Raw genomic sequence first — 6,000 nt, 5'->3', positions numbered from 1 at the left:
TCTTTGTTGATCGCTACGATCACCTTCGAATCCTTCATGCCCGCCAGGTGCTGGATCGCACCCGAAATGCCGACGGCCACATACAGCTGCGGCGCCACAATCTTGCCCGTCTGGCCCACTTGCAGGTCGTTGGGTGCGTAGCCCGCGTCCACCGCCGCGCGGCTGGCGCCCAGCGCGGCGCCCAGCTTGTCGGCCAGCGGCTCCATCACCGCGTCAAACTGCTCTTTGCTGCCCAGCGCGCGCCCGCCCGAGACCACGATCTTGGCCGCCGTCAGCTCGGGGCGGTCGTTTTTCGTCACTTCGCGGCCAAGGAAGCGGCTTTGGCCAGCGCCCGCCGCCGCAGCTACGGTTTCGACCGCGGCGCTGCCACCCGTCGCCACTGCGGCGTCAAAGCCGGTGCTGCGCACGGTGAGGACTTTGGTAGCGTCCAGGCTTTGCACCGTGGCAATGGCGTTGCCAGCGTAGATCGGGCGCTCGAAGGTGTCAGCGCTGATCACTTTGGTGATTTCGCTCACCTGCGCCACGTCCAGCTTGGCCGCGACGCGCGGGGCGACGTTCTTGCCGGCTGCCGTGGCGGCAAACAGCAGGTGGCTGTAGTTGGCGGCCAGCGCCAGCACTTGCGCAGCGACGTTTTCCGCTAGGGCGTCGGCCAGCTCAGCGCTGTCGGCATGGATCACTTTGGCCACGCCAGCGATTTGCGCTGCGGCCTGCGCAGCAGCGGCGGCGTTGTGGCCGGCCACCAGCACGTGCACTTCGCCAGCGCAGGCCAGGGCGGCGGTGACGGTGTTGAGCGTGGCGCCCTTGATGGCGCTGTTGTCGTGTTCGGCAATAACCAGTGCGGTCATGGTGTGGGTTTCCAAATAGCTTGTTCAGTCATGGACAGGGGGTGCGTGCGCTGGCGCTTTACAGGACCTTGGCCACGTTCTTGAGTTTCTCGACCAGCGTGGCCACGTCGGGCACCTTGATGCCAGCGCCGCGCTGGGGCGGCTCGGATACTTTGAGGGTTTTGAGGCGCGCGCTCACGTCCACACCCAAGTCTTGCGGGGTGAAGGTGTCGAGCGGTTTCTTTTTCGCCTTCATGATGTTGGGCAGCGTCACGTAGCGCGGCTCGTTCAGGCGCAGGTCGGTGGTGATCACCGCCGGCAGGCTCAGCGAGAGCGTTTCCAGGCCGCCATCGACTTCGCGCGTCACTTGCACGCTCTCGCCCAACACTTCCACCTTGCTGGCAAAGGTGCCCTGGGGCAGATCCGCCAGCGCCGCCAGCATCTGGCCGGTCTGGTTGGCGTCGTCGTCAATGGCTTGCTTGCCCAGGATGATCAAGCCGGGCTGCTCTTTATCGACCAGCGCTTTCAAGAGCTTGGCCACGGCCAGCGGCTGGAGTTCGGCATCGGTCTGCACCAGGATGGCGCGGTCGGCGCCAATGGCCATGGCAGTGCGCAGCGTTTCCTGGCACTTGGCATCGCCGCAGGAGACGGCAATCACTTCGGTGACCACGCCTTTTTCTTTCAAGCGCACGGCCTCTTCGACAGCGATTTCGTCAAAGGGGTTCATGCTCATCTTGACGTTGGCGATGTCCATACCCGTGCCGTCCGACTTCACTCGAACTTTCACGTTGTAGTCGACCACGCGTTTGACCGGGACAAGGATTTTCATGGGCGGGATTCCAGCAGGAGGGGTTTGTGTGAAAGACAAAAAATCGACAAGGCTCGATTCAATCCTCGCTACTGTGGCGCACCGCAGCGCACCCGTCAGCGTCCAAATGGACGATGTTGGAGCGCGCAGGGCTCTCACAATGGCTGCAGTTTCCACTGCACACCCCTACACCCCATGAGCAACCCTTTCTACCCGCTGCTTCAGCCCGGACGCATTGGCACCCTGGAACTGCGCAACCGCATCGTCATGGCCCCGATGGGCTCGAACTTTGCTGAAACCGACGGCACTTGTGGTGAACGCATCCAGGCCTACTACGAAGCGCGTGCCAAGGGCGGCGCCGGCTTGCTGACCATGGGCGTGTGCTCGGTAGCGTTTCCGCATGGCACCGGCGAGCCGTACCAAGTGGGCATTTCACGAGACGATTTCATTCCCGGCCTGGCCGCGCTGACCGAACGCGTGCACCGCCACGGCGCCAAAATTGCGCTGCAACTGCACCACGGTGGCAAAACCGCGGCGCTGGATCGGGCGCAGGGCCGCGAGATCTGGGTACCGTCGATTCCGAAGATGGTGAAGAACGACATCATGTCGGCCATCACGCCGGAAGAGCTGTCCACCTTCATCGGCATTGGCCCGCACCCAGTGCGGATGCGCGTGATGGACCAGGCTGACATTGCACAGATGGTTGAATGGTTTGCCGCTGCCGCGCAGCGCGCCAAGCAGGCCGGTTTTGATGGCATAGAAATCCACGGCGCTCACACCTACATCCTGGCTGGCTTTCTTTCAGCCTATTACAACCAGCGCGACGACGAATACGGCGGCCCGCTGGAAAACCGGGCCCGCTTGCTGCTGGAAGTGCTGCGCGCAGTCAAAGCGCGCGTCGGTGCTGATTTTCCGGTCTGGGTGCGCCTGGACAGTGAAGAGCTGCACACGCCCGGCGGCATCACGCTGGCGGACGCCATCGCCACCGCCAAGCTGTGCGAAGCGGCCGGGGCCGACGCCATCAGTGTCTCGGCCTACGCCAACATGACCAGCGGCATAGCCTTTACCGACGCACCGATTCCGCAAAAACCGGCCGCCTATGTCTCCAACGCTGCCGCTATCAAGCAGGCGGTGAAGATTCCCATCATCACCGCCGGCCGTATCGAGCCAGAGGTGGCGGCCCAAGCGATTGCCGACGGCCAGTTCGACTTTGTCGCCATGGCGCGCAAGATGCTGGCCGACCCCGACATTCCGATCAAGCTGGAACGCAACCGCCCACAAGACATCCGGCCGTGCATTTACTGCTACGCCTGCGTCAGCGAGATTTTTGTCAACCGGCGCGTCAAGTGCGCCGTCAACGCGCAGACTGGCCATGAGTTCGAGGCGCCGATCGAGCCTGCTGCCACCCCCGGCCATGTGCTGGTGGTCGGCGGCGGCCCCGGCGGCATGGAGGCAGCGCGCGTGGCGGCGCTGCGCGGCCACCGCGTGACACTGGTCGAGCGCAGCGACCGACTCGGCGGCACTTTGTTCTTTGCCGCGCTGGCCTACCCGGAAAACGGCAAGCTGCTGGACTACCTGGTCGAGCAGATGCAGCAGTTGCCGATTGACGTGCAGCTGTCCACCGAGGCCGACGCGGCGCTGGTGGCGCGGCTCAAGCCCAACAGCATCGTGGTAGCCACCGGCGCTCGCCGCGCCGCGCCAGCCATCAAGGGCGCCGAGCAAAAGCATGTCTGGAGCGGCGACGAACTGCGCCGCCTGATGACCGGCGACCGCGCCGACGAGATTGCCAAGGCCAAGCTGGGACTGGCCGAGCGCGCGATGTTCAAAGCCGGCGGCATGTTGCGCGTGACCGACAGCACGCAGGCATTGCAAAGCCTGTCCAAGCTGTGGATGCCGCTGGGCAAGAAGGTGGTCATCGTCGGCGGCGGCCTGGTCGGGCTGGAGCTGGCCGAATTTTTGCTGGCGCGCGGCCGCCAGGTCACGGTGCTGGAACCGGGCAACCGCGCCGGGCGCGAGCTGTCCATCGTGCGCCGCTGGCGCGTGCTGGACGCTGTCACTTCGCACGGCACGCTGCACCTCAAGGCGACGGTGCAGGAAATCACCCGCGACGCGGTGCTGTGGACCAATGCTGACGGCGCTGCGCAGCGCACGCCGGTCGATTCGGTGGTGCTGGCAATAGGCGCCGAAGCCGACGACCGCGTAGCGACGGCACTAGCGGCGTCGGGCGTGCCGGTGCAGCGCATTGGCGACTGCGCTGGCGTCAACTACATCGAAGGCGCGATGCACGACGGCCACCGGGCTGGCCGCACGGTCTGAGCGGGACGGGAGCACCACTGGCGGCCAAGTAGGCTATTTCTCGCAAGAGGGTGCGGCGCCTTCTTTCATTGGCAGCACCCGCTACAGGGCAATATGGTGGCCGCCACCCCGTGCCCTATGACGGGCAGCCCTCTCCCGGAGTACCACATGACGATCTTGGTCGGTACCGCGTCCTGGACGGACAAATCGCTGATCGCCTGCAAAAGGTTCTATCCACCCGACGCCAAGACAGCCGAAGCACGGCTGCGTTTTTATGCTTCGCGCTTTCCGATGGTGGAGGTGGATTCCAGCTACTACGCCATACCGAGTTCGGCCAACAGCCAGTTGTGGGCCGAGCGAACGCCGGCCGACTTCACGTTCAACGTCAAGGCATTCCGGCTGTTCACTGGCCACCAGACCTCACCCAGCGTGCTGCACAAGGACTTGCAGGACGCCTTGCCGCCGCTGTCGCGCAGCGTCTTCTATTACCGCAACCTGCCGCGTGAACTGATCGACGAACTGTGGCGCCGCTTCATTGAGGCCCTGGCGCCGCTGCAACAGGCCCACAAGCTCACGGCCGTGCACTTCCAGTTCGCACCCTGGGTGGTGCGCAACCGCGCCGGCCATGCGCATGTGCGCGAATGTGTCGAACGGATGGCGGGGCATCCACTGGCCGTGGAATTCCGCCACGCATCCTGGTTTACAGAAGATGCGGTGCAGTCCACACTGGATTTTGAACGGGAGCTGGGCGTGGCCCACGTCGTCGTGGATGGCCCGCGCGGTTTCAGCAACAGCGTGCCAGCGGTATGGGCACACACCAATCCACAACTAGCCATCTTGCGCCTGCACGGGCGCAACCAAGAGGCCTGGAACCGCAAGGGCGTGAGCGCGGCATCAGACCGCTTCAACTACGACTACAGCGACGCGGAACTGCAGGGGCTGACACCTGCCATTGTGGAGCTGGCGAAAAACGTGCAGGTACTGCAGATTATTTTCAACAACAACCACGAAGACCAGGGACAGCGCAATGCGCGCACGATGATGGAGCGACTCGGGTTGGTGTGATGCGCATCGATTGGTGTGTCAATCCCCGCCCCCTTGCAACACCCGCTGCACCACCGGCGCATAGCCATGGTTCAGCGGCCCGTGGCCATGGCCGGTGTGGACGTGGGCGCCGGCGGCAATCGCACCCAGAATGTAGGCCCGCGCCTGCTCTACTGCCTGCGGCAGCGGCAGGCGCAGCGCCAGATGCGCCGCAATGGCCGAAGACAGCGTGCAGCCGGTGCCATGGCCGTTGTGCGTGGCAATGCGCGGCGACTGCAGGCGCAAGCGCCCACCATCAGCCAGTGCCAATACGTCCACCACGGTATCGCCGGGCAGGTGTCCGCCCTTGAGTAACACCGCTGGCGCGCCCAGCGCCAGCAAGGCAGTGGCGGCATCGTCCAGCGCATCGGCACCGTCAATGCTGCGCCCCAGCAGCAAGGCGGCTTCATCCAGATTCGGCGTGATGATGGTGGTCAGTGGAAACAGCTCTTGCACCAGCACGTTGACAGTTTCCAGCGCCATCAGGCGGTCGCCACTGGTAGCCACCATGACCGGGTCCAGCACCACCTGCTGCAGGCGATGGCGCGCAATGGCTTTGACGACTACGCGTACCACCTCGGGGTCGTGCAACATGCCAATTTTTACGGCATCGGCGCCGATGTCTTCCAGCACCGCATCGATCTGCGTACGCAACGTATCGACCGGAATGCCATGGATGGCGCGCACGCCCTGGGTGTTTTGCGCCGTGATGGCGGTGATCGCCGTCATACCGTAGCAACCCAGGGCACTGAAGGTTTTCAGGTCGGCCTGAATGCCGGCGCCGCCACCGCTGTCGGAGCCGGCAATGGACAGCACTCGGGCGTAATGAGGCAAATCAGGCGAACGGGGCATCTGCAAGGGCGCCTGCGCAGAAGAAATATCGGTGAGCGTCATGGTGAAAATTATGCATGTGCCACATCAAGTTTGTGGCTATCGGGATGTGCTGTAATTCCGCCAGGACGAAACAGGGGTGTCCCGCCATCGTGGCGC

At 64.2% G+C, this 6,000-nt stretch carries 5 protein-coding genes; 2 read left to right on the top strand and 3 right to left on the bottom strand.

Features of this window, described 5'->3' with window-relative positions; all coding sequences use genetic code 11:
* Together Q390_RS0111205 and Q390_RS0111200 are read right to left on the bottom strand one after the other, a co-directional pair.
* A partial coding sequence (locus Q390_RS0111205; RefSeq protein WP_027996145.1) for an electron transfer flavoprotein subunit alpha/FixB family protein occupies window positions 1-845 on the bottom strand: 845 nt, incomplete at its 3' end.
* 58 nt (window positions 846-903) lie between these two features.
* Window positions 904-1,653, bottom strand: a complete 750-nt coding sequence (locus Q390_RS0111200; RefSeq protein ID WP_027996144.1) for an electron transfer flavoprotein subunit beta/FixA family protein — start codon at window positions 1,651-1,653, stop codon at window positions 904-906.
* A 174-nt stretch (window positions 1,654-1,827) separates the two neighbouring features.
* On the opposite strand from Q390_RS0111200, the gene Q390_RS0111195 reads away from it, so the two are divergent.
* Complete coding sequence (locus Q390_RS0111195; protein ID WP_027996143.1) at window positions 1,828-3,948, top strand: oxidoreductase; 2,121 nt, start codon at window positions 1,828-1,830, stop codon at window positions 3,946-3,948.
* Between the two features lie 147 nt (window positions 3,949-4,095).
* Entirely contained in the window at window positions 4,096-4,992 is an 897-nt protein-coding gene (locus tag Q390_RS0111190; protein ID WP_027996142.1) for a DUF72 domain-containing protein, read from the top strand.
* Window positions 4,993-5,010: 18 nt separating this feature from the next.
* On the opposite strand, the gene thiD is transcribed toward Q390_RS0111190, so the two are convergent.
* Complete coding sequence (gene thiD, locus Q390_RS0111185) at window positions 5,011-5,862, bottom strand: bifunctional hydroxymethylpyrimidine kinase/phosphomethylpyrimidine kinase (protein ID WP_051603191.1); 852 nt, start codon at window positions 5,860-5,862, stop codon at window positions 5,011-5,013.
* Window positions 5,863-6,000 lie beyond the last annotated feature (138 nt).

Source organism: Simplicispira psychrophila DSM 11588 (assembly GCF_000688255.1).
GTDB lineage: Bacteria > Pseudomonadota > Gammaproteobacteria > Burkholderiales > Burkholderiaceae_C > Simplicispira > Simplicispira psychrophila.
This window is presented reverse-complemented; position numbering and strand designations above follow the sequence as displayed.

Excerpts from the sequence above, each read along its gene's own strand:
- Q390_RS0111200 (WP_027996144.1), bottom strand. The coding sequence starts at position 1,653 with ATGAAAATCCTTGTCCCGGTCAAACGCGTGGTCGACTACAACGTGAAA.
- Q390_RS0111195 (WP_027996143.1), top strand. The coding sequence starts at position 1,828 with ATGAGCAACCCTTTCTACCCGCTGCTTCAGCCCGGACGCATTGGCACC.
- Q390_RS0111190 (WP_027996142.1), top strand. The coding sequence starts at position 4,096 with ATGACGATCTTGGTCGGTACCGCGTCCTGGACGGACAAATCGCTGATC.
- thiD (WP_051603191.1), bottom strand. The coding sequence starts at position 5,862 with ATGCCCCGTTCGCCTGATTTGCCTCATTACGCCCGAGTGCTGTCCATT.